We start from the raw sequence: 21,730 nt of genomic DNA, 5'->3' as shown, positions 1-21,730 counted from the left end.
ACCGCGCGCATCTCGTCAGCGTCATGACAAAACGCGCCGTCCAAGACTGCTCGTAAACACAGAAACAACAAACCCAAAAGCCCCGGGCAAAACCCCGGGGCTTTTGCTATGGTTTTCTAACCTTCGGTAGCTTTGCAGGTTGCCAATAGGCGCCGGTGTCTTCGCGCGTTTTCTCATAGGCTTCCACGCGGCGCAGTGCGTTTTCTCCGCCGGCTGTGAATAGGTGGCTGAGCAGGCATTCCAGAACGGCCATCGCTCCGGAGAAGCTAGAGAAGTGGTGCATCGACCGCGTGCTGATCTGCAGGCTCAGGTCCGGGCGAATACCGGGTGCGATCATGTCGCTGTCCGAGATCAGGATGATCTTCAAACCTCGGTCCGCGGCGAAGCGCATGGTTCGGATCGTCTCGGACGAATAGGGTCGAACGGTTATGGCCAGCAGACAATCATTCGGCCCCGCATCCAGCAGATCGTCGGTTGCGGACCCCATGTGACGCGGGATCAGTTGTAAACCCGGATGGGCCATGCGGCCTGCATAGTGGAAGTAATGAGCGAGCGCATAACTTGCGCGCGTTGCTGTTATGAAGCAGCGGTTAGCGTTTAAGATAAGCTGGATCACGGCGCTTGTTTTCTCCGGATCCATCAAACGTAGGGATCTTGCCACGACGTTCATTTCATTGCGCGCAAACCCTGCCTGAGCGGTGTCGTACGAAGCATCTGTTCGATCCTCGCTCAACCAATCCTGATCCAAGCGGGTCTCGCCATCCGTGACCAGGGCTCGCCGAAAGGGGCTGCGAAAGCCGTTGTAGCTATCAAAGCCCATCCGCTGGGCGAGGCGGACAAGAACGTTTGAGCTGACACCGATCTTTGTCGCGGTCGTTCGGATCGGGTCGAGGCCAAAGTCGCCCGGATGGTCTATCACATATTTAGCTGCCGCCTGTAGTTGCGGCGGCATTTGGTCGATTGATTGCCGGAGAGCAGAGATCAGAGGGCTTAGGGCGTCGGTCATAAAACAGAAGAAAACATATGTTTTGAAAATAGCCAATTGAAAACGATCTGTATGAGCGTAGATCGACCCGAAACAGAACGGAGAGTTTCATGACGTCCGAAGCAAGAAAACCCTATGTGCTTGTTGCCCCCAATGGGGCGCGGCGGGGGCATGCGGATCATCCTCAGCTACCAGTGAGCTTGCAGGAAACCCTTCAAACCGCGCATGACTGCCACGCAGCCGGAGCGGACGGGCTGCATCTGCATGTCCGGGATTCGGAGGGGCGGCACTCTTTGGATGCGGGGCTGTATAGTGAAGCCCTAGGCGAGTTGCGCCAGCAGTTGCCGGGTCTGGAGGTGCAGATCACGACCGAGGCCGCGGGGGTCTATGATGCAGAGGCTCAATTCGAATGCTTGCGGCAGGTGCGACCCACTTGGGCCTCGATCTCTGTGCGCGAAGTCGCGGAGATAGCAGATCGGGTCTACGGTCTTTGCCATGATCAGGGGACGCGCGTTCAACACATCCTCTATGATGCTGAGGACGCGACTTTGTTGGCGCGACTACAGGCTGAAGGCGTTGTGAGGGCCGGGCAGGTGGATCGCCTGTTTGTTTTGGGCCGGTATGCGACGGGGCAGGAATCCGAGCCTGAAGATTTGGATCAGTTTCCGAAGGAGGGTGGTCCGTGGATGCTCTGCGCGTTTGGGGCAAAGGAACACGCGTGTCTGCTGAAGGCCGCACGGCAGGGCGGGGATGTGCGCGTCGGGTTTGAGAACAGCCTGACGGATTCCTCGGGTCAAACTTGGCCGAACAATGCAGCGTCGGTTGCAGCAATCGTGTCGTTGATCAAAGGAGAACAAGAATGAGCCATGTGTTTCCGCGCCATACCAAAGCCCAGTTGCCAATCGCGGCGGGCGGCGACGGGTGTTACCTGATTGACGCCGACGGCAATCGCTATCTGGATTGTGGCGATGCGGCCGTGTCTTGTTTGGGGCATTCCAACCGCGCGGTGATCGAAGCTGTTCAGCAGCAGGTTGAGCAGATTGCCTTTGCCCATAGCGGTTTCATGACCTCGGAACCAGCGGAAGAGCTGGCCGATCTGCTGATCCAGCATGCTCCGGGCGATCTGGACCGAGTGTATTTGGTGTCCGGCGGCTCCGAGGCGACCGAGGCGGCGATCAAGCTGGCGCGCCAGTATTTCCTTGAGATCGGTCAGCCTGAACGTCGCCATGTGATCGCGCGTCGCCAAAGCTATCACGGCAATACACTGGGTGCGTTGTCTGCCGGCGGCAATGCTTGGCGGCGGGCACAGTTCGCGCCGATGCTGATCGAGATGACCCATATCTCGGCGTGTTATGAATACGCGGAAAAGCCCGAGGGTGAGAGCAGCTTTGACTACGGTCAACGCGTCGCGAATGAGTTGGAGCAGGAGATTCTGCGCCTCGGTCCGGAAACCGTCATGGCGTTTATGGCGGAACCGGTTGTCGGGGCGACCCTCGGTGCTGTTCCGGCGGTCGAGGGGTATTTCAAGCGTATTCGCGAGATTTGTGACCAATACGGGGTTCTGCTGATCCTCGATGAAGTGATGTGCGGAATGGGGCGCACCGGGCATCTGTTTGCTTGCGATCACGATGGTGTCGCGCCGGATATTCTATGCATTGCCAAAGGGTTGGGGGCTGGATATCAACCGATTGGAGCGATGCTCTGCACGGATAAAATCTATGATGCGATCCAACGCGGCTCGGGCTTTTTCCAGCATGGTCATACCTATATTGGCCATCCGGTGGCGACGGCTGCGGCTTTGGCGGTGGTTCGTGAGTTGACCAGCCGAGACCTGCCCGCCCGGGCCGGTGTGATGGGGGATAAGCTTCAGTCAGCGCTGGAAGCGGCTTTTGGTCAGCACGCCCATGTTGGCGATATCCGTGGTCGGGGCCTGTTTCGCGGTATTGAACTGGTAGTGGATCGTGAAAACAAAACTCCGTTCGATTCCGCGTTGGGGGTGGCTGCAAAGATTAAAAAGGCTGCGATGGCCGAGGGGTTGATCTGCTATCCGATGTCGGGAACACGCGACGGCAAGGCCGGAGATCACATCCTGCTGGCTCCGCCCTTCGTCATCGAAGAGGAGCAGATAGACGAGCTTGTCACCAAGCTTGGCCGGGCGATCGCCGCCGTGATCTGACAATCCGGTGACAGCCCTTTTCGCGCCACGCAGTTTCGCTAAGTTTGGCGCGAACTGAAAAGAGGGCACGGCCATGGTTCAGGATATTTGGCAGAGTTTCAGAGAGTTACCCCTCTGGGTACAAATCTGGGTGGCCGTGATTTTGGTTCCGGTTAACGTTATGCCGATGTTCTTTCTGGACCAGCCGCAGGGGGTTTTGATTGCCGCTCTAGCGATCACGGGAATGGCGTTGAACCTGCCGATCATGATTGCCGCGCGTGGGATGAGCGAGGCGATGGCCCTGCCGCATATCTTGTGCTGGGTTCCGCTGGTGATTGTGGTGGTGGGGCTTCTGAGCGCAGCAGAAACGCTCAACCCGACCTACATTCGATTCCTGTGGCTGCTGCTGGTTGTCGAAGTCATCTCGTTGGTATTCGACGTGCGGGATGCGGCCCATTGGATGCGCAGCCGAAAGGCGGGATGAAAAAAGCCCCTTCAGCGATCGAAGGGGCTTGGGAATTTGCAGTGATGGGCCGAATTACTTCTGCGGCAGCGGGCCGATCATCATGATCATCTGACGGCCTTCCATCTTGGGCATATTCTCAACCTTGCCCAGTTCCTTGATGTCTTCGGCGACGCGCTCCAGCAGTTCGCGGCCCAAGTTCTGGTGCGCCATCTCACGGCCACGGAAGCGCAGGGTGACTTTGACCTTGTCGCCCTTTTCCAAGAACTTATAGACGTTCTTCATTTTGACTTCATAGTCATGCGTGTCGGTGTTGGGTCGGAATTTGACCTCTTTCACCTCGATGATCTTTTGTTTCTTGCGGGCTTCGCTTTCGCGTTTTTGCTGTTCGTACTTGAACTTGCCAAAATCCATGATCTTGCAGACCGGCGGGTTCGCATTGGGCGAGATCTCGACAAGGTCGAGGCCGGCATCGGCGGCAAGTTGCATGGCTTTGGCGGGATGAACCACCCCGACATTTTCACCTTCGGCACCAATCAGGCGGATTTCGGGGGCACGTATCTTTTCATTGACGCGCGGGCCAGTGTCTCTCTGCGGCGGCGCGTTGTGGGGTCTGCGAGCTATGGGTTCATTCCTTTGATGATTGCAGAATTTCGAGGTGGGAATTTAGACGGGTGCGCGCAGTGTTTCAAGCAGCATAAAGGCTTAAAGACTGGAATTTCCCACGATTGAACACTGGAAACCGCTGGCCAGGACCCGATGGACCCGGCCAAACAGGTTGATCAGCCGACAAATGCTTTTTCGATCACGAACTCTTTGGGCTCCGAGTTTGCACCTTCGCGCAGGCCGAATTCCTCGAGGATTTCCTTGATGTCCAGGTTGAACGCCAGCGAACCGCAGACCATCGCACGGTCGGTTTCCGGCTTGATACCGCCTTCGATCCCCAGATCGGCAAACACGGTGCCGTCCTTCAGCAGGTTGGTGATGCGCCCCATCTTTGGGCTCTCTTCCCGAGTCGTTGTCGGGTAATAGCGGATCTTGTCGGCAAAGCCTTCGCCTATCAGCTCGGCCAGCATTTCGTCCTGACGGATGTTCTCGATCAGTTGGCGGCCATATTCCAGCTCGGCCACTTCGCGGCAGGTGTGGGTGATGATCACCTCGTCATAGTCCTCATAGGTCTGAGGCTCGCGCAGCAGCGAGGCGAAGGGGGCAAAGCCGGTGCCGGTGGCGAAGAACCACAGGCGTTTGCCGGGCAGCAGGGCGTCATGCACCAGTGTGCCCACGGGCTTGGGCCGCAGGATGATCTGATCGCCGGGTTGGATGTGCTGCAGCTTCGAGGTCAGCGGGCCGTCCTGCACCTTGATCGAGTAGAACTCGAGCTCTTCGTCCCAGGACGGAGATGCAATTGAATAGGCGCGCAGCAGCGGTTTCTGCCGACCGGTTTTCGGATCAGGATCGCCCATCAGGCCGATCATCACGAACTCACCCGAGCGGAAGCGCAGCGTCGCAGGGCGCGACACCCGGAACGAGAACAGGCTATCGGTCCAGTGTTTGACCTCGGTCACGGTCTGGGCGTCCGGCAGAACGGGGGCCTTTACGGCGGTTGCTTCACTCACGGGCTTCATCTCTGTCATCGTTTCGCTATCGGTCTGCTAAACCGACATCTCCGTTTAATCTTTGATCCAAGTCAGGAAAAGGGGCGAAATGCCCCTTAAGTGTCACAAGCTGGCGAAGTGGGGTCAGCCCCGCAGGCGAGCTTGATAGTTGTTTTCTTCCCAGTTGGCGCGAGCCAACCACTGATCTTCAGGCTGACGCGAGGCAAGGGCGTCGTTGATCTCGACCTCGTCAAAGCCGCTGCGGCGGGCCATGGCGTATTGATCGGCCAGAACGTGCCCTTTGGCGCGCAAACGGCCCGTATAGCCTTTCAGGCGCAACACGCGGGCAATGGTGAAACCGCGACCATCCGCCGAGGACGGGAAGTCCACCCGCACCATCTGTGCATTGCCAAGGCGCTCGATCAGCTCATCCGGGTCGGTGTCCGAGGCCACATCAAGCGCCACAACATCATTGGCCGCGTCCTCAAGCGTGACAAAGCCGTCGGTCCAGTCATCGGGGGAGAACCCCTCATCCGATACAATTACGTTCATGTTTTTTCTCCGGCGCGCACCATTTTGCCATCGACGAAATGGATGCCGCATTCTTCTTTGTTCTGGTCGCGCCAACGTCCGGCGCGGGGGTCTTCGCCTTCCTTGACCGGCGACGTGCAGGGCGCACAGCCGATCGAGGGATAACCTTTGGCCACCAGCGGATGGCGGGGCAGGTTGTTTTCATCCATATAGGCGCGCACGTCCTCGGGCGCCCAATGGGCCAGCGGGTTGACCTTGATCCGGCCAGTGCCGTCCTCGACCTCAAAGAACTCGAGCGCGGCGCGGGTGCCCGCCTGAAACCGCTTGCGACCGGTGATCCAACCGCAATAGCCGGTCAGGGCCTGTTGCAGCGGGAAAGTCTTGCGCAGGTTGCAGCACGCATCCGTATCCCGCAGACGCAGTGCGCCATAGGGGTCCTCACGCTGAATGTCCTCATCCTCGGCGCGGATGATCTTGACGTTCTTCAGGCCGAGGCGCTCGCTGACTTCCTGTTGATATTCAAGCGTTTCCGCAAACAACATCATGGTGTCAACAAACAGGACCGGCGTCATCTGGTCGACAACGGCAGCCATGTGCAACAGAACAACCGACTCGGCCCCAAAGCTTGAGACCAGAGCCAGATCGTCGATTTCCTCAATCGCTCCGTGCATGACGTCATGCGCCGAGTGATGGCGGAACCGGGCGTTCAGCGCGTTGACCTTTTCGGTCAGTTCAGCGCGGTCTTTACCCAGTTCCGTCTGGATCAGGTCAAGCGGCATTGGCCTGTGCCTCGGGGTAGAGTGCAGCCTTGAAGGGCGCCATACCGACGCGGCGGTAGGTTTCCAGGAAGGTTTCTTCCGCGCTCTCCCGCTGGTTTAGATAGGTGTCGACGATGCGCTCGACGGCGGGAACGATCTCATCATAGGCAAAGCCCGGACCGGTGCGGTCACCAATAGCCGCGGTCTCGGTGCCGTCGCCGCCCAGAGTGATCTGGTAGTTTTCTACGCCAGCGCGATCCAGACCCAGAATGCCGATATGGCCAACGTGGTGATGCCCACAGGCGTTGATACAGCCCGAGATCTTGATCTTCAGGTGGCCGATATCATGCTCCAGCTTCAACTCGTCAAAGCGGGTCGCGATCTGTTCCGCAACCGGGATCGAGCGGGCCGTGGCGAGCGCGCAATAGTCCATGCCGGGGCAGGCGATGATGTCGCTGATCAGACCGATATTGGCAGTGGCCAACTCGTGCTCTTTCAGCTTGGCGTGGATCGCGGGCAGGTCCGATTTGTGGACATGCGGCAGGATCACGTTCTGCTCATGGCTGATGCGCAGTTCGTCATAGGCGAATTCTTCGGCCAGATCGGCCATCACGCGCATCTGCTCGGCGGTTGTATCGCCCGGCGTTTTACCGTGCTTCTTGATCGATATCGTGACGATCGCGTGGTCCGCGTTCTTGTGCGGCGCGATGTTGGTGTCGACCCACGACTGGAAGACCGGATCATTGGTGTAGGCCGATTCAAAGGACGCAACCGAAGCTTCGCGGAAGGCAGGAGCCGCAAAATGGCCCTCGATCTCTTCCAACAGAGCCATGTCGGCGCCTTTGAATTGAGGACGAACCTGCAAGAAGCGTTCGTTGACCTTGGCGCGGATGGCGTCGATGCCATGTTCGTGCACGGTGATCTTGATGCGCGCTTTGTATTTGTTGTCGCGGCGGCCGATTTGGTTCCACACTGAAACAGTGGCTTCGAGGTAAGCCAGCAGGTCGTCGAAAGCGACGAACTCAGACAGTTCCTTGCCGATCATCGGCGTGCGGCCCAGACCACCGCCTACGATCACACGAGCGCCCAGAACGCCGTCACGTTCGACCAGTTGCAGGCCGATATCATGTGCCTTGATCACGGCGCGGTCGTTTTCCGAGCCGGTGATGGCGATCTTGAACTTACGCGGCATGAACTGGAATTCCGGGTGGTCGGTCGACCACTGGCGCAGCAGTTCGGCATATGGGCGCGGGTCGGCGACCTCATCCGCGGCGGCACCGGCGAAATGGTCGGCGGTCACGTTGCGGATGGTGTTGCCCGAGGTCTGAATGGCGTGCATGCCAACCTCAGCCAGCGCGTCCAGCATATCCGGCACGTCTTTCAGTTTCGGCCAGTTGTACTGGATGTTCTGACGGGTGGTGAAATGGCCATAGCCTTTGTCCCACTTCTCAGCCAGCAGGGCCAGTTGGCGCATCTGCGCGCTGGACAGCGTGCCATAGGGAATGGCAACGCGCAGCATGTAGGCGTGCAGCTGCAGATACAGGCCGTTCATCAAGCGCAGCGGCTTGAACTCATCTTCAGTCAGTGAGCCGTCGATGCGGCGTTCGACCTGTGCGCGGAACTGACGGTTGCGCTCGGCCAGGAATGCTGTGTCAAACTCGGAGTAGCGATACATGTGTAGCTGTCCTTAAATGCAGCCCCGAAACCTTGGGGCCTTAATGGGGAGAAAGGGGCCGGAGGTCAGGCCCGGGGCTGCGACTGTGTTTCCTGCTTGCCATGGGCATAGTTCGAGGGTCCGGTGCGGCGGAACTCCTCTCGGAAATGGGTGGGTTCGGGGCCGTTTTCACTTGCAACGGCATCGGCCAGATATGCGCCGACGATCTTGTTCGCTTGACGCGCGGCGTCCAGCAAACGGACCTGTGCATGGGCCTCATCGGTGATCAGCTCGGCCTCGGACAGTTCACGCGACCAGCGGTCATCTTCGGTTTGATAGATCACGTCACCTTCGAGCAGATCGTTGGCAGTGACAACTTTGGGGGTAAAAGCGCGGGCCATCAGGCATGCTCCTTTTTGAATTCAGTCAGGGCCAGGGCCGCTTGGCGCGGAGCGAGACCATAAAACATGAGGGCTGGGCCGTTCATCTCGGCAGCAGCCAGATCCTTGGGTAAACAGTCCAGATTGGTTTCCAGAATGCGTTGGTCAGGGCGCGAGGCGTTCTCGATCAGCGTCACAGGCGTCTGTCGGTCGGCACCGTGCATGATCAGGCGCCCCTGAATGAAGCGTGCTGATTTCTTGCCCATATAGACCGCCGCAACCGATCCCTCGCGAGCAAGGGCCGCCCAGTCGTGATCCGCGAACCCCTTCATATCGTGGCCGGTCAGAAACCGAACCGAGGAGTTGCGACCACGACGCGTCAGGCTTTGACCGATCCCGGCCACGGCGGCAGAGGCCGCAGTGATACCCGGCACGATCTGCCACGGGATACCTGCTGCCGCGACCGCCTCAATCTCTTCATCCAGACGTCCAAAGACGGTCGGGTCACCCGATTTCAAACGCACAACGCGCTTGCCGTTGAGGGCGTAGGAGACCAGCAGCGCGTCGATGTCGTCCTGTTTCCACGACGGACCGAATCCCGCCTTGCCGACGTCGACCAAAACGGCGGATTGACCAGCCAGTTTCAGGACCTCTGCGCTGATCAGGCGATCATGCAGTACGACATCTGCCCGCTCAAAGGCTTTGACCGCCTTGAGCGTGAGCAAATCCAGATCACCGGGTCCAGCGCCGACAAAATCGACGTGGCCCAGGTTCTTTTGTGACTCCGACTGCGTCATCTTCTGTTCCAGTTGGTTTGACTTGTCTTGATATATAGGAAATATTCCCGGTATCACGCCATATGTCGCGCTAAATAAGGACGTGCGTTCTTTTGAATTTGAAATTTGGAACGCTGGTTTCGAAACGCAAGGAAAATTGGAATGTCGGTGCGAATAGATGACACAGATCGGAAAATTCTGGCTGAGCTGCAGCGCGATGCCAGCCAATCTCTGGACGAAATAGCGGCGCAGGTCGGCAGTTCCAAGACGCCCGTTTGGAATCGAATCCGTAAGTTAAAGGGGGCCGGTATCATAGGTCAGCAGACCGTTTTGCTTGATGCCGAAGCGCTGGGTTTCGAGGCCACGTTCTTCGTCTTGATTCGCACCTCTGAACACGAGGCTGAATGGCAGCGCAAGTTCCTGAAGGCCCTGCGTGATCAACCTGAAGTCCAAGAGGCCCATCGCCTGGCAGGGGACATTGACTATATCCTGAAAGTGAGGGTCAAGAATGCCCGCGCCTATGATCAGTTCTACCAACAACTGATCTCAGAGGTACGTGTTCACAACGTGACCGCGCTTTTATCGATGGAGGAGATCAAGTCGACTACAATGCTGCCCCTCAACGCTTTGGTTGAAAGCTGACAATGGGTTGGGGGCGCTGCCCCCGTCGCCCCTGAAGGGGCGACTCCCCCGGGATATTTTTAGCCAGATGAATAAAGGATCCCATGCTTCATCTGGCCCTAAATATCCCCGCCGGAGGCATCGCGCGTCAGCGCGGTTTTGCCGAGTCTTTAGCCTATCCGGAGGTTGATTTGAATCTCCTTCGCAGCGGGACGCAGTCTGGCGCGCAGCTTGTTGGAAGTTGTGCAGACTTGCCATAAGGCGCCGCCAATGCAAGACCGTAGGACATGCAACGCATTTTGGTCATTGCCGGATTTTTACTGATGGTCGGAGTTTTGTCTTCGGCCGTATGGTCCTATGGCTACCGGCAGGCTGTGTTTCAACTCAGCGAAAAGGCCGAGGCGGATTTGGATCTGGCTGCGGATCGGTTGACGACGCAGTTGCAGGTTTATCAGGAACTGGCAGTGCTGATGGCCAGCCACCCCGTGCTTGAGGATCTGGATACACTATCCGGACGCGCCACCGCGCAGGCTTTGCTGTTGGAGGTCGCGGATAAAACGGCGGCGGTCGATGTTCTCTATGCCGACCGCTCCGGGACGGTTCTGGCCTCTGCGCATGAAGGTGTCGCGGGCTCGGTCCAGGACAATCCGGCTTTCATACGCGCCATGCAAGGCGCGCTGGGAAGCGCACATGGTATTCTGCCGGGACCCGGCAATCGGATATTCACCTATGCTGCACCCGATTTCGATGAGAGCGGAGCGGTGATTGGGGCTTTGATCGTAATTGCCGACGTTGAGGACATCGAACAAACTTGGCGCGGCAGCACAGAAGCGGTGTTCTTTGTTGACCACTCCGGTCTGGTTTTCATTTCAAACCGGTTGGAATTGCTGATGTGGCAACGCGTGGGTGAGGAGGTTGGCTTGACCCCTCCGGATGGCCAGACGGTTTCTTTTCATGCGCGGCGTTTGGGGCCATATGAACTCTGGACACTGGATTGGAGCCCATATCTGCCGCGACGGGCTTTGCATCTTGTCAAGAAATTGCCAGTGATCGGCATGACCGGCGAGGTCTTGATGGATGTCGCTCCGGCCCGGCGATTGGCCGGCTTGCAGGCCGCGACAGTTGCAGCCCTCTGTTTGGCTTTCGGCGCGTTGCTGTTTCTGGCAACTGAGCGGAGGCGCACGCTGACAGAGGCAAACGCAGTGCTGGAAACCCGTGTGGCAAAACGCACCAAGGATCTGACGAAAGCAAACGCCGCGCTTCGCCGCGAGATCACGGAGCGGCAGGAGGCTGAAGCCGCCTTGAAGCGGGCGCAGGCCGATCTTGTGCAGGCCGGTAAGCTGAGCGCTCTGGGACAGATGTCCGCCGGGATCAGCCATGAATTGAACCAGCCTTTGATGGCGATCCAGCAGTTTGCCGACAATGGCTCGGCCTTCATGGAGAGGGGGAAATCCGAGAAGGCCGCGGAAAATCTGGGTCGAATTTCCCATATGGCGGCGCGTATGGCGCGCATCATCAAAAACCTGCGCGCATTTGCCCGCAATGAAAGCGAACCGATGGGCCGTGTGGATCTGGTGCAGGTTCTGAACGCTGCTGTCGAGTTGACCGAAGCTCGGCTGCGTTCCGAAAATGTGTCGCTGGACTGGTCCGCGCCCGAACATCCTGTCTTTGCCTGGGGTGGCGAGGTCCGTTTGGTGCAGGTTTTTGTGAACCTGATCAACAACGCAGCCGATGCGATGAGTCAGCAGGAAGATCGCCGCATTCAGATCGAGATTCATCCGGGCGAAAGGCTTTCAGTTACCGTGCGGGACATCGGGCCGGGGATCGAGAACACGGAAAAGCTGTTCGAGCCGTTTTATTCGACCAAGGCTGTTGGCTCATCCGAAGGGATGGGGCTTGGGCTTTCGATCTCATACGGTCTGGTCCAGAGCTTCGGGGGCAACATCCGTGGGATCAACACGGAAGAAGGGGCAGAGTTCACAGTCGAACTGGAGCCCTGCGAGAAGGAACAGGCTGCATGACTCGGGTCGTTTTGCTGGTGGATGACGACGCGGCCGTGCGTGAGGCATTGGCCCAGACCCTCGAACTGGCGGAGTATCAGCCGATTGCGGCGGGGTCTTTTGTGGCCGCCAAAGACCACATTCGATCTGATTTTCCAGGGGTGATCCTGTCAGACATCCGGATGCCAGGGCGGGATGGGTTTCATCTGCTTAGCTACGCGCAAGAAATCGACCCGGAGTTGCCGGTTGTTTTGTTGACAGGCGAGGGTGACATTCCGATGGCGGTTCAGGCCATGGGGCAGGGGGCCTTCGACTTTCTGGAGAAACCCTGTGCCGCGGCGGACCTTTTGGCAGTTCTGGATCGGGCGTTTGATGCCCGTGCGCATATCATCCAGCAGCGGGCGCTGAAATCCGAGTTGGAACGCGGAGACCCGGCGGCGCGGCTTTTGTTCGGCCTTTCGCCTCAGGCAGAGGCCTTGCGTGAGCGGGTACGCAGTGTTGCTCCGACTGGCGCCGAGGTTCTGGTCACCGGCCCGGCGGGCAGCGGGATTTCCAAGGTTGCCGAGGTTGTGCATCTGATGTCGCCCGTTGGGCAGGGACCCTTCGTCAAACGCGCGGCGGCCGGATTGAGTGTCCAGGAATTCACCCGTGCCTGCGAAGATGCCAAGGGCGGGTCCCTGTTTTTGGACGAGATATCGGCCATGCCGCAAGCGACTCAGTATGAAGCGCTGGACGTGATTGAGCGCGGCGCAGGGGCGCGGATCATCGCGGGCACGACCTCGGACCTGTCTGCGATCTCGGCCGAGGGCCGGTTCAACGCCGATCTCTACTACCGTCTGGATGTGATGCGCGTGCGCATACCGTCTCTGGCGGAGCGCCCGGAGGATATCCCAACGCTCTTTCGTCACTATGTCGCCCAGGCCGCCGAGCAGGCGGGGATTGCTGAACCGGAAGTATCACCTGAGCATCTCGCGGCGTTGATGGCCAGCGATTGGCCGGGCAATGCCCGCTCTTTGATGTCGTCGGCCATGCGTTTTGTTTTGGGGATGCCCGAAGAGGTGGCAGAGGCGACCGATCTGGGCTTGAACGAGCAGATGGCACGGGTGGAACGTTCGTTGCTGATCGCTGCGTTGGGGCGGCACAACGGAAAGGCCTCAGACGCGGCGAAGGCGCTGAAGCTGCCGCGTAAGACGTTCTACGACAAACTGGCACGATATCAGATTCGGCCCGAAGACTACCGTCGATAGGTAGGCCTCCCACCAGCTTTGCCCTCATTTGCATGCGGTTAGAGCTGTCGGGCCAAGCAGTCCGCAATGGCGGACTGCGGGTGGTGTCAAAGCGATTCGGGGGTGATTCGAAAAAACTGTGCGGAATTCCGCACGGCGTCGTCGAGAGATGTGCGAGATTTCGCACATGTACGATCATGGTCAAATTTCGTGTTTTAAAATTAGGTTTTAATGCACTGTTTTAAAAAGATAAAACCTGACACCCCAAAGTCTGTTACAAATTGTTGTTTCGTCGTGAAGCAGTCGGTTCACTGCCGTCCATACGGTGCCGAAATGGGGCCGATGAGACAATTCGAGGAAGTCTGGGAGGAAAACAGATGAAATTCCTAACAACAGCAGCCACAGCGCTGGCTTTGACGGTAACGGCGACGGCGGGCATGGCTGCGTGTGACGATGGTGAGATCGTCGTAAAGTTCGCGCATGTGACGAACACAGACAAGCACCCCAAAGGTATCGCTGCCTCGCTGCTGGAACAGCGCGTCAATGACGAGATGCAGGGCGTTATGTGCATGGAGGTCTATCCGAACTCGACGCTCTACAATGATGACAAGGTTCTTGAGGCGATGCTTCAGGGCGACGTCCAGCTGGCCGCACCCTCGCTGTCCAAGTTCGAAAAGTTCACCAAGCAGTTCCGCCTCTTCGACCTGCCGTTCATGTTCAAGAACATTGACGCAGTAGATGCCTTCCAGGCCTCGGATGCCGGTCAGGCAATGAAGGACAGCATGCAACGCCGCGGTCTGCAAGGGCTGGCGTTCTGGCACAATGGCATGAAGCAGATGTCGGCGAACAAACCGCTGGAAACGCCTGCCGATGCAGATGGTCTGAAATTCCGCGTGCAGTCCTCGGACGTGCTGGTCGCGCAGATGGAAGCCATCGGTGGCAGCCCGCAGAAAATGGCGTTTTCTGAAGTCTATGGCGCGCTGCAACAGGGCGTTGTCGACGGGCAGGAGAACACCTGGTCCAACATCTACGGCAAGAAGTTCTTTGAGGTGCAGGACGGCATCACCGAGACCAACCATGGCATCATCGACTATCTGGTCGTGACCTCGGTGGACTGGCTGGACAGCCTCGCCCCCGAAGTGCGTGATCAATTCCTGACCATTCTGGCTGAGGTCACCGAGACCCGTAACAAAGAGGCCTTTGCCGTGAACGAAGCTGCCAAAGCCTCGATCACCGAAGCGGGTGGCATCATTCGTCAGCTGACGCCCGAGCAGCGTCAGGCCTGGGTCGACACAATGAAGCCGGTTTGGGACCAGTTCGCGGATGACGTAGGTCAGGACAAGATCGACGCTGCTCAGGCCATTAACGCTGGGTTCTGATCCCGGTTCAGGCCGCGCGCTGGGGACTGGGGAGTAATCTGCGCGCAGGCCGGGCGGGCCAAACAAAGGCCCGCCCCAACACTCTCATCATCATAAAAAATGTGGGGACAGATAGATGTCTGGTGCGAAATCCGGCCCGGCTGGGCTGGTCGACCATATCGAAGAAACCCTGATCGCGGTGCTACTTGGCCTGATGACGGCCGTGACCTTTGCCAATGTGATCGCGCGGTTCTTCTTCAACTCGAATATCCTGTGGGCGCTTGAGCTGACGGTCTTCCTGTTTGGGTGGCTGGTGCTTTTGGGCGCGTCCTATGCCGTCAAGAAACACGCTCATCTGGGCGTTGATGCGATCCTGAACATGCTGGCCCCTGCGCCGCGTCGAATTCTGGCGCTGATCTCGGTGGCCTGTTGTCTAGCGTTTTCGCTGCTGTTGCTGAAGGGGTCCTATGACTATTGGGCTGTCTTCGCGGATCTGCCGCCAACCTCGGGACGTTGGTTTCCCACGGGTCTGAACTTTGACGCGCGCAGTCAGAGCTTTTACGAAGTTGACGATATCCCGATGATCGCGCCTTTCCGCTTTCTCGAGGACTTGATCAACTACGGCGAATATTACGAGAAGCTGCCCAAAGTTGTTCCTTATTTCATCCTGCCATTGTCGATGTTGCTGCTGGTGATCCGCTTTGCGCAGGTCGCTGTGCAGATCTGGCGGGGTGAGGCGGACCGTCTGGTCGCCAGCCACGAGGTTGAGGATGAGATCGAAGAGGTTCGTGCGCAGCAAGGAGAGCATGACTAATGGACGTTGTACTTCTATTTTCCATGGTCATCGGCCTGCTGCTGATCGGGGTTCCGATTGCGGTGGCGCTTGGCCTCAGCTCGACCCTGTTCCTGCTGATATACTCAGACAGCTCACTGGCTTCGGTTGCGGGCACATTGTTCGAGGCGTTCGAGGGGCACTTCACCCTGCTGGCGATCCCGTTCTTCATCCTCGCGTCGTCCTTCATGACGACCGGAGGTGTCGCGCGGCGGATCATCCGTTTCTCGATTGCCTGTGTGGGGCACCTTCCGGGTGGTCTGGCGATTGCGGGCGTGTTTGCCTGTATGTTGTTCGCTGCGCTTTCGGGGTCGTCGCCTGCAACAGTTGTGGCGATCGGCTCAATCGTCATCGCGGGAATGCGTCAGGTTGGCTATTCCAAGGAATTCGCCGCTGGTGTGATATGTAATGCCGGTACGCTGGGTATCCTGATCCCGCCGTCGATTGTAATGGTTGTCTACGCGGCCGCCGTTGAGGTCTCGGTCGGGCGTATGTTCCTTGCGGGGGTCATCCCTGGCCTGATGGCGGGTTTGATGCTGATGATCACCATCTACGTCATGGCCAAGGTCAAGAACCTGCCCAAGGGCGATTGGAAGGGTTGGGGTGAAATCTTTGTCTCTGCCCGCGAGGCCGGTTGGGGCCTGTTCCTGATCGTGATCATCCTCGGCGGTATCTACGGGGGCATATTTACCCCAACTGAGGCTGCTGCGGTGGCTGCTGTCTATGCCTTCTTCATCGCGAGTTTTGTCTACAAGGATATGGGCCCGCTTAGCACCGAAGAAGGTACGCAGAACCTGTCGCTGCTGAAAAAACCCTATGCGTTGCTCACGGCTTTTTTCCACCCTGATACCAAGCACACGCTGTTCGAGGCCGGCAAGCTGACCGTCACGCTGTTGTTCGTGATCGCCAACGCGCTGATCCTCAAGCACGTGCTGACGGATGAGCAGGTGCCGCAACATATCGCCAGCGCCATGCTGTCGGCCGGGCTGGGTCCGGTGACCTTCCTGATCGTGGTGAACGTGATCCTGCTGATCGGTGGTCAGTTCATGGAGCCCTCGGGCTTGCTGGTGATCGTGGCACCGCTGGTTTTCCCGATCGCGATCGAGTTGGGTATCGATCCGATCCATCTGGGGATCATTATGGTGGTCAACATGGAGATCGGGATGATCACGCCTCCGGTCGGACTGAACCTGTTCGTGACCTCGGGCGTTGCCGGGATGCCGATGATGGGCGTTGTGAAGGCCGCGCTGCCGTTCCTGGCTGTGCTGTTCGTCTTCCTGATCATGGTGACGTATATCCCGTGGATATCGACCTTCCTGCCCAACACCTTCATGGGACCGGAAATCATAACGAACTAGAAATGGCTATCGAGTGCGAACCGGGCGAGTTTTCTCGCCCGGTTTTTTCGTGCCTTGAAGAAGGGTGCAGAGTACCTAACTAGAGCGTCAGAGGACGACCTCCCCACAAAGGGTGATCATTCGGGACGACCCGAAAATCTAAAAGGGGTCCTCGATGTCCTGGATTTTTCTTTTACTTGCCGGCCTGTTGGAAATTGTCTGGGCCGTTGCCATGAAGCAATCGGCCGGTTTCACGCGGATTTGGCCCACGGCTGTGATGGGCGTTTCAATGATCGGGTCCTTCGCGTTACTGGCGCTCGCGATGCGAACCCTGCCACTGGGGACGGCCTATGTAATCTGGACAGGTATTGGCGCGGTAGGCGCGTTTCTGGTTGGCATCATGTTTCTGGGCGAGGCCGTCACCGCCACGCGTATCTTCGCAGCAGTTTTGATTGTTGCGGGCCTGATCACGATGAAACTGGCCTGAGGGTCCTTAGGCCGTTTCCAGCGCTTCAACGATGCCCGAAAAATCGGCTGCTTTCAGGCTGGCCCCACCGACCAACGCGCCATCCACATTGGACACGCCAAAAATCTCGGCTGCGTTGGACGGTTTGACCGAACCACCATAGAGCAGACGCACCGAGCGCCCGACGCCCTCGCCAAAACGGCGCTCAAGTCGGGCGCGGATGAAGTCATGGACCTCTCCGATCTCGTCCAATGTCGGAACCTTGCCGGTGCCGATGGCCCAGATCGGTTCGTAGGCGACAATCAGGTTCTCACCGGTGGAGCGGTCCGGGATCGACCCCGACATCTGACCTCCGATGATGTCCAGCGTATTGGCGGCCTCGCGCTGTTCAAGGCTTTCGCCGACGCAGATGATCGCCTGGAGGCCAGCCTCCATCACGGCGTTGGCCTTGGACCGCACATCTTCGTTCTGTTCGCCATGGTCCTCGCGCCGTTCGGAATGCCCTAGAATCACGGCAGTGGCCCCGGCGTCTTTCAGCATCTCGGCGCTGGTGTCGCCGGTATGCGCACCCGAGGGTGCGGCGTGGCAATCCTGTCCACCGACGGCAACGCCCGTGCCTCGGGTGCGTTCCGCGGCCCGGTGCAGCAGCGTGGCGGGGGGGCAGATCAGAACATCAACGCTGGGCGAGGGGTGTTTCAGGGCCAATGCGTCCAACTCGCTCAGCGCAGCGCTGGTTCCGTTCATTTTCCAGTTTCCAGCCGCCAGTTTGCGCCGCATCTCCGCGTCTCCCTTGTCGCTATCTTGAGGTTTTTCCATGCGATATCACCCTTGGCCCGGCCTTACAATTCCGGTTGCAGTTCTGATACTGGAAAGGCAGGGTCCGCGCAGCGATTCCGAGGGTCCCATGATCGACAAACTTAACCTTGAAAAATTGGACAATCAGGACATTGATGAGCTTGCCAGATTGCTGCGGGCCGTCGGACAGGTGGGGTTTCTGACCGTCGGCAACACCGGGCTGAGCGCCGAGCGGGTTCAGGACGTGATTGAGGCCTACAACGCCTTTTTCCATTTGCCTGAGCAGGAGAAGAAGTCGGTCGATATGGCTTCAACCGGGTCGAACCGGGGCTGGGGCGCGCCGCAATCCGAACAGGTCGATCCAAACGCAAATCCCGATTTCAAGGAAGTGTTCGATTGCGGTTTTGAACTGCCTCTGGAAAACCCATATCGCGTTGAGAATCTCAGCGTCTATGCCCCCAACCTTTGGCCTGCAAAGCCCGAGGGGTTCCGCGAGGCTGTTCAGTCCTATTACACTGACGCCTGCGATGTCGCGATGCGCGTTCTGCGCGCAATTGCGGTGGCTCTGGGGCGCGGCTCAGACAGTTTCGACGACGCTTTTGACACGCCCATGGCGTTGCTGCGTGGGAACTATTACCCGCAGCGTCCGGATTGGGCTGGGGAGAAGGATTTCGGCATCGGCGCGCATACCGACTATGGCTGCCTTACCCTTCTGGAAACAGATGGCACTGCGGGGCTGGAGGTGCGGATGCCCGATGGCAGCTGGGAAAAGGTCGAGGCCGAACCGGGCGTGTTCATCATCAACTTTGGTGAGATGCTGGAATTCTGGACCGCTGGCCGCGTCAAAGCGACCGAGCATCGGGTGGTTGGTGGCACTAATGAGAGGATCTCGGTCCCGCTGTTCTTCAACCCGTCCTACCACACGAATGTGGCACCTCCGACGTCAGACCAGGTGATCACCGCCGGAGAGCACCTGACACGGCGTTACAACGAGACCTACGTTCACTTGAACGCAAGTTAGGATTGCTGGGCGAGGGTTTCGTCGAATTTGATGGATTCGCCGCAACCGCAGGCGTCGACAACATTGGGGTTCTTGAACTTGAACCCGGATTCCAGCAGCGAGACCTCGTAGTCGATTTCGGTGCCGAACAGGAACATCTGCGCCATCGGGGCAATCATCACGCGCGCACCGTCTTGTTCCACGACCTCGTCATGGGGATCGGCCTCATCGACGTAGTCCATGGTATATTCCATACCAGCGCAGCCACCCTTTTTCACGCCAATGCGCAGACCGGCATGGCTGCCAGACTTCATCAGGCGGGTGATCTGCTCTGCCGCTTTGGGCGTCATGGTCACGGCTTGTTTGCCGGGGATGCCGAACATCTGAGTCTCCGTCGTCGCGCGATAGATGTAATTTAGGGTCGTCTTTCAGTAGGCTCAAGTCAGAGCGCCCCTAGAAATTGAAATTTGATACTGAAAGCACAGCCGTGTCCGTGTTGCTTTCGCATTGAGGATAGGCATAGCCTGTTTCTGGGTGATCGCAGCCACGCGCTTGAGGTCAGAGATCTTATTTGGGGAGAATATATTAAAATGAATAGGTTAGAAGGTAAAGTGAAGGTGTGTTTAAGGGCTTTTTTGGTTGGCGGGAATCTTGTGGCCCTGTCGGTTCCAGCTACTGCCGATGAAACTCTGAAACGACATCCTATCAACTGCGCAACCGCGGAAGGCGATCTGCGTGCGATTGCAGCTGAGAAGAAACATGCTGAGGACAAGCAATTGGAAAGCGTCGCGGCCATCACACCTGCTGGCGCTTTGCTGGGTTTGGTGACGGGGACCGAGAACAAGAGATTGCAGATGCTTTCCGGTGACTACATCAAGCAGCTCGATGCGCGTTCGGCTGAAATCAAAGCCAAGTGCGGGGTAAGCTAAGGCTTAAAAAAAAGACCGCCCTCGGGCAAGGGCGGTCCAATTTCGGGGCCGGTACCATGGGGGGCGGTGTCTTCCAGTCAGGCCCATTTGCAAGAGCGTTTGGGAATACAAACACTTGCGCCGCATGTGCCACGCAGAACTGTGACAGTAGCTCTACACTTTGGTAACAGACGGGTTAAGCTTTTGTGACAAAGGCTTAGCTAGGTGCTGATGCTACATAAAGCCTAGCTCAAGCCGCGCTTCGTCTGACATCATTTCCATGCCCCAGGGCGGTTCCCAGGTCAGTTCGACGTCAACTTCCTTCACGCCAGCAACGGGTTCGATGGCTTCCATGATCCAACCCGGCATGTCTCCGGCGACGGGGCAGCCCGGGGCGGTCAGAGTCATGATCACTTTGACGGCGTTATCGTCCTCTATATCTATCGTATAGATCAGGCCCAGGTCGTAGATATTGACCGGAATTTCCGGATCAAAGACCGTCCGGCATGCTTCGACCACTTGATCGTACAGAGGGTGTTCTATGCTCGATGGCGCAATCAAGGGTGTGCCTTCTAACTGTTCACTCGGGTGAGTCATCTTTGCCTCGGGTCAGTTGCCTGAGTGTTTATATAGGGAACAGGTCTGGCAGCGTCCAGTCGTGCAGTGACTCTTGGGCGCTGCCTGTGCTTAGTCGTTGATATCACGTTCAAACGTTTTCACCTGCCCATGCGGGTGCGCGAAGGTCTTGCGCAGGGCCAGCCACGCGACCAGCGACAAAACCGCGAAGATCAGCATCAGAACCGGCAGAGAGGGCGCAAGACCCGGGATCAGAAGCAGCAAGCCGGTGCCCGCGGCCCCGATGGCGAATCCGAGAAAGATGAACCCGGGCAGGACGATCTCGAGAATGCCGAGCGACAAAGCGCCCGCCATCCAGATCCACCACGTCATCCAAAACGGGTCAGCCATCATTTAACCCCTTTGAGCATCTTAAACGCATCGCCAAACGCCTCAAGCGCATTGGCCGGCACAACAATCGTCTGCTTACCTGTACCATTGCCCAAAGCATTCAGCGATTCCACCTGTTTCAGAGCGACCTGGTACTGCGCGGCCTCGATGCCGTTGTCCTGAATGGCTTTGGCAACAACGCCGGTTGCGTAGGCTTCGGCTTCGGCCTCAATGCGGCGGGCCTTTGCGGTTTGCTCGGCCGCGTAGAGTTCGGCGTCCGCCTGCAGCTCAACCGCACGTTTCTGACCTTCTGCCTCAGTGACCTGAGCGCGACGCGCGCGTTCCGCGTTCAACTGCTGCAGCATCGCATCGCGGGTGGCCTGATCGAGGTTCACATCCAGAATCTCGGCCCGGGTCACTTCGATACCCCAGTCGTCGACAGCGGTTTCTACGCTGGCCTGAATTTGGGAAATCAACTGCGCGCGGTTCGATTGGACCTCATCCAGGTCCATCTTGCCGATTTCAGCCCGCACGATACCCGCGACCGTGGTCGCAATCGCGCCGTCCACATCACGGATACGGTAGACAGTCTTTTCCGGCTCGAGAATGCGATAGAAGACCGAGGTATCGATCTGTACCAGCACGTTATCCTTGGTAATCGCGTCCTGCGTTGCGTTGGGCAGCTGGCGCTCAAGAATGGATATCTTGTGACGTGCAACATCCAGAAACGGAACGATAAAGTTGATCCCCGGCCCAAGGACTGAGTGCAGGCGCCCGAACCGCTCCACCACATACTTCTCAGATTGGGGAACGATTTTGATACCTTTGAAAATGACGACCACCACCAGAATGGCGGCCAACAGGTAAATGATATTCGACGAAAGCAATCCGATGATCTGCTCTTCTGTCATAACTGTCCTCTTTTATTGTGTACTATAGTATACA

Annotated in this window: 25 protein-coding genes; 12 read left to right on the top strand and 13 right to left on the bottom strand. The window is 58.0% G+C overall.

The window, feature by feature from the left end; genetic code table 11:
• Nucleotides 1-106: 106 nt before the first annotated feature.
• Nucleotides 107-1,006, bottom strand: coding sequence for a MurR/RpiR family transcriptional regulator (locus ACR0C3_RS02260; protein WP_480756931.1), 900 nt, complete (start codon nucleotides 1,004-1,006; stop codon nucleotides 107-109).
• Nucleotides 1,007-1,095: 89 nt separating this feature from the next.
• On the opposite strand from ACR0C3_RS02260, the gene ACR0C3_RS02255 reads away from it, so the two are divergent.
• The 3 genes from ACR0C3_RS02255 (at nucleotide 1,096) to ACR0C3_RS02245 (ending at nucleotide 3,624) form a co-directional block, all read left to right on the top strand.
• Nucleotides 1,096-1,848 (top strand): beta-keto acid cleavage family enzyme, encoded by a 753-nt coding sequence (locus ACR0C3_RS02255; RefSeq protein ID WP_480756929.1) that lies wholly within the window; start codon nucleotides 1,096-1,098, stop codon nucleotides 1,846-1,848.
• Nucleotides 1,845-3,161: an aspartate aminotransferase family protein gene (locus tag ACR0C3_RS02250; protein WP_480756928.1), complete on the top strand. Its 1,317-nt coding sequence runs from the start codon at nucleotides 1,845-1,847 to the stop codon at nucleotides 3,159-3,161. Before ACR0C3_RS02255 ends, ACR0C3_RS02250 begins: the two co-directional genes overlap by 4 nt.
• A gap of 73 nt (nucleotides 3,162-3,234) precedes the next feature.
• Nucleotides 3,235-3,624 (top strand): hypothetical protein, encoded by a 390-nt coding sequence (locus ACR0C3_RS02245; protein WP_480756927.1) that lies wholly within the window; start codon nucleotides 3,235-3,237, stop codon nucleotides 3,622-3,624.
• Between the two features lie 54 nt (nucleotides 3,625-3,678).
• Here the strand turns inward: ACR0C3_RS02245 and infC are convergent, their stop codons facing one another.
• From infC to cobA, 7 genes are all read right to left on the bottom strand, one after another.
• The gene (gene infC / locus ACR0C3_RS02240) at nucleotides 3,679-4,140 is read right to left on the bottom strand and encodes a translation initiation factor IF-3 (protein WP_475216281.1); all 462 of its coding nucleotides are present in this window, start codon (nucleotides 4,138-4,140) and stop codon (nucleotides 3,679-3,681) included.
• 245 nt (nucleotides 4,141-4,385) lie between these two features.
• Complete coding sequence (locus tag ACR0C3_RS02235; RefSeq protein WP_480756926.1) at nucleotides 4,386-5,237, bottom strand: ferredoxin--NADP reductase; 852 nt, start codon at nucleotides 5,235-5,237, stop codon at nucleotides 4,386-4,388.
• Between the two features lie 105 nt (nucleotides 5,238-5,342).
• Entirely contained in the window at nucleotides 5,343-5,750 is a 408-nt protein-coding gene (locus ACR0C3_RS02230; protein WP_480756924.1) for a DUF934 domain-containing protein, read from the bottom strand.
• Complete coding sequence (locus ACR0C3_RS02225) at nucleotides 5,747-6,508, bottom strand: phosphoadenylyl-sulfate reductase (RefSeq protein ID WP_170764072.1); 762 nt, start codon at nucleotides 6,506-6,508, stop codon at nucleotides 5,747-5,749. Before ACR0C3_RS02225 ends, ACR0C3_RS02230 begins: the two co-directional genes overlap by 4 nt.
• Nucleotides 6,498-8,162: a nitrite/sulfite reductase gene (locus ACR0C3_RS02220; protein WP_480756923.1), complete on the bottom strand. Its 1,665-nt coding sequence runs from the start codon at nucleotides 8,160-8,162 to the stop codon at nucleotides 6,498-6,500. The genes ACR0C3_RS02225 and ACR0C3_RS02220 overlap by 11 nt, the downstream gene beginning before the upstream one ends.
• 65 nt (nucleotides 8,163-8,227) lie before the next feature.
• Nucleotides 8,228-8,542: a DUF2849 domain-containing protein gene (locus tag ACR0C3_RS02215; RefSeq protein WP_170467173.1), complete on the bottom strand. Its 315-nt coding sequence runs from the start codon at nucleotides 8,540-8,542 to the stop codon at nucleotides 8,228-8,230.
• A complete protein-coding gene (gene cobA / locus ACR0C3_RS02210) occupies nucleotides 8,542-9,318 on the bottom strand; it encodes a uroporphyrinogen-III C-methyltransferase (protein ID WP_480756922.1) in 777 nt (258 codons plus the stop codon). Before cobA ends, ACR0C3_RS02215 begins: the two co-directional genes overlap by 1 nt.
• Nucleotides 9,319-9,459: 141 nt before the next feature.
• Here cobA and ACR0C3_RS02205 point away from each other — a divergent pair, with 141 nt between their 5' ends.
• From ACR0C3_RS02205 to ACR0C3_RS02175, 7 genes are all read left to right on the top strand, one after another.
• Nucleotides 9,460-9,939, top strand: coding sequence for an Lrp/AsnC family transcriptional regulator (locus ACR0C3_RS02205; protein WP_170373577.1), 480 nt, complete (start codon nucleotides 9,460-9,462; stop codon nucleotides 9,937-9,939).
• 266 nt (nucleotides 9,940-10,205) lie between these two features.
• Entirely contained in the window at nucleotides 10,206-11,939 is a 1,734-nt protein-coding gene (locus tag ACR0C3_RS02200) for a sensor histidine kinase (protein ID WP_480756921.1), read from the top strand.
• On the top strand, nucleotides 11,936-13,165 hold the full coding sequence (locus tag ACR0C3_RS02195; RefSeq protein WP_480756920.1) for a sigma-54-dependent transcriptional regulator: 1,230 nt from the start codon (nucleotides 11,936-11,938) through the stop codon (nucleotides 13,163-13,165). Before ACR0C3_RS02200 ends, ACR0C3_RS02195 begins: the two co-directional genes overlap by 4 nt.
• 356 nt (nucleotides 13,166-13,521) lie before the next feature.
• Nucleotides 13,522-14,523 carry a DctP family TRAP transporter solute-binding subunit gene (locus ACR0C3_RS02190; protein ID WP_480756918.1) on the top strand — a complete coding sequence of 334 codons (1,002 nt, stop codon included), beginning with the start codon at nucleotides 13,522-13,524 and terminating at the stop codon, nucleotides 14,521-14,523.
• A gap of 115 nt (nucleotides 14,524-14,638) precedes the next feature.
• On the top strand, nucleotides 14,639-15,316 hold the full coding sequence (locus ACR0C3_RS02185) for a TRAP transporter small permease (protein WP_170373581.1): 678 nt from the start codon (nucleotides 14,639-14,641) through the stop codon (nucleotides 15,314-15,316).
• Nucleotides 15,316-16,692, top strand: a complete 1,377-nt coding sequence (locus ACR0C3_RS02180; protein ID WP_170549035.1) for a TRAP transporter large permease — start codon at nucleotides 15,316-15,318, stop codon at nucleotides 16,690-16,692. The genes ACR0C3_RS02185 and ACR0C3_RS02180 overlap by 1 nt, the downstream gene beginning before the upstream one ends.
• 154 nt (nucleotides 16,693-16,846) lie before the next feature.
• Nucleotides 16,847-17,158 (top strand): DMT family transporter, encoded by a 312-nt coding sequence (locus ACR0C3_RS02175; RefSeq protein WP_480722818.1) that lies wholly within the window; start codon nucleotides 16,847-16,849, stop codon nucleotides 17,156-17,158.
• 6 nt (nucleotides 17,159-17,164) lie between these two features.
• Here ACR0C3_RS02175 and tpiA read toward each other — a convergent pair whose 3' ends face one another.
• On the bottom strand, nucleotides 17,165-17,914 hold the full coding sequence (gene tpiA / locus ACR0C3_RS02170; RefSeq protein ID WP_480722835.1) for a triose-phosphate isomerase: 750 nt from the start codon (nucleotides 17,912-17,914) through the stop codon (nucleotides 17,165-17,167).
• A gap of 127 nt (nucleotides 17,915-18,041) precedes the next feature.
• Here tpiA and ACR0C3_RS02165 point away from each other — a divergent pair, with 127 nt between their 5' ends.
• On the top strand, nucleotides 18,042-18,953 hold the full coding sequence (locus ACR0C3_RS02165; RefSeq protein WP_480756917.1) for an isopenicillin N synthase family dioxygenase: 912 nt from the start codon (nucleotides 18,042-18,044) through the stop codon (nucleotides 18,951-18,953).
• Here ACR0C3_RS02165 and ACR0C3_RS02160 read toward each other — a convergent pair.
• Entirely contained in the window at nucleotides 18,950-19,315 is a 366-nt protein-coding gene (locus ACR0C3_RS02160; RefSeq protein ID WP_480756916.1) for a HesB/IscA family protein, read from the bottom strand. The genes ACR0C3_RS02165 and ACR0C3_RS02160 overlap by 4 nt on opposite strands.
• A 207-nt stretch (nucleotides 19,316-19,522) precedes the next feature.
• On the opposite strand from ACR0C3_RS02160, the gene ACR0C3_RS02155 reads away from it, so the two are divergent.
• Nucleotides 19,523-19,861, top strand: coding sequence for a hypothetical protein (locus tag ACR0C3_RS02155; RefSeq protein ID WP_480756915.1), 339 nt, complete (start codon nucleotides 19,523-19,525; stop codon nucleotides 19,859-19,861).
• 213 nt (nucleotides 19,862-20,074) lie between these two features.
• Here the strand turns inward: ACR0C3_RS02155 and ACR0C3_RS02150 are convergent, their stop codons facing one another.
• The 3 genes from ACR0C3_RS02150 to ACR0C3_RS02140 all read right to left on the bottom strand — a co-directional run bounded on the left by ACR0C3_RS02150 (nucleotide 20,075) and on the right by ACR0C3_RS02140 (nucleotide 21,696).
• The gene (locus tag ACR0C3_RS02150) at nucleotides 20,075-20,437 is read right to left on the bottom strand and encodes an SUF system Fe-S cluster assembly protein (RefSeq protein ID WP_480756914.1); all 363 of its coding nucleotides are present in this window, start codon (nucleotides 20,435-20,437) and stop codon (nucleotides 20,075-20,077) included.
• A gap of 90 nt (nucleotides 20,438-20,527) precedes the next feature.
• Entirely contained in the window at nucleotides 20,528-20,806 is a 279-nt protein-coding gene (locus tag ACR0C3_RS02145; protein ID WP_480756912.1) for an NfeD family protein, read from the bottom strand.
• On the bottom strand, nucleotides 20,806-21,696 hold the full coding sequence (locus tag ACR0C3_RS02140; protein WP_480756910.1) for an SPFH domain-containing protein: 891 nt from the start codon (nucleotides 21,694-21,696) through the stop codon (nucleotides 20,806-20,808). Before ACR0C3_RS02140 ends, ACR0C3_RS02145 begins: the two co-directional genes overlap by 1 nt.
• Nucleotides 21,697-21,730 lie beyond the last annotated feature (34 nt).

The organism is Ruegeria sp. CK3, assembly GCF_056536565.1.
The sequence above is the reverse complement of the archived record's forward strand: the minus strand, read 5'-3'. Positions and strand labels throughout refer to the sequence as shown.